This is a genomic window from Achromobacter sp. 46006 (genome assembly GCF_059761975.1).
The window spans coordinates 1-1011 of the sequence record NZ_JCBANN010000133.1; the positions used below are offsets into that span (position 1 = coordinate 1).

General features: G+C 69.9%; 1 protein-coding gene. It reads left to right on the forward strand.

Going from position 1 to position 1011, the window contains the following annotated elements; all coding sequences use genetic code 11:
• Window positions 1-359: 359 nt before the first annotated feature.
• Window positions 360-989: a LysE family translocator gene (locus AC6LKG_RS26500; protein ID WP_498169960.1), complete on the forward strand. Its 630-nt coding sequence runs from the start codon at window positions 360-362 to the stop codon at window positions 987-989.
• Window positions 990-1011: the final 22 nt, after the last annotated feature.

Here is a 1011-nt window from a genome sequence, read left to right on the forward strand (position 1 = left end):
CAGCGATGCGGGCGAAGGCGACACCTACATGCTGGGCCGCGAACGCGGCGTGCGCGCGGCCTATGCCTACATGGCGGGCCAACCCGATCTCTGGCAGGAAGGCGTCGGCCACGCCGGCCCGCGCCGGCGGTGACAACCGCGGCGGCCAGGGCCAGCGCGACGGCAAGCCGTCCGACCGTCCGGCCCACGCCGGCCGCGGCGACGCCCGCCCACAGCAGAACCACCGCCGTCCCGAAGGCAGCGCCCGTCCCGCCGGCAACGGCAACGGCGGCCGTACGGCCGGCGCCCCGCGCGCGGCGCTGCTCTCCAAGTAATATCAGCGGCATACCTGTAACTGCGACCCACGGACCCGCGCCATCATGCCTCTTTCCACCTGGTTGACGTTCTTCCTGGCCTCCTGGGCCATTTCGTTCTCGCCTGGCGCGGGGGCCATCTCCGCGATGTCCTCCGGACTGAAGTACGGCTTCGCTCGCGGCTACTGGAACACGGCTGGCCTGATCCTGGGCATCCTGTTCCAGTTCGTGGTGGTCGCGGTCGGCCTGGGCGCGGTGCTGGCCACTTCCGAGATGGCCTTCAACGTGGTCAAGTACCTGGGCGTTGCCTACCTGATCTACCTGGGCGTGCGCCAGATCCGCACCGACGCCGCGCCGGTCGCGGTCGATGCCGGCGATCCCAGGCAGGCCTCGATCCGCGAGCTGGTGATGCGCGGTTTCCTGATCAACACCATGAACCCCAAGGGCACGGTGTTCCTGCTGGCGGTGGTGCCGCAATTCGTCGACACCGCCTTGCCGCTGACGCCGCAGTACGCGGCGCTGGCCGGCACGCTGGCGTTCACCGACCTGGTGGCGATGGGCGTGTACACGCTGCTGGCGGCGCGCGTGCTGCGCCTCCTGCGCGACGCCAGGCACATCCGCTGGATGAACCGCACCTTCGGTTCGCTGTTCATCCTGGCGGGCGTGTTCCTGGCATCGTTCCGCCGCCATTCCTGAATTTCCACGCGCGGGGCACGCG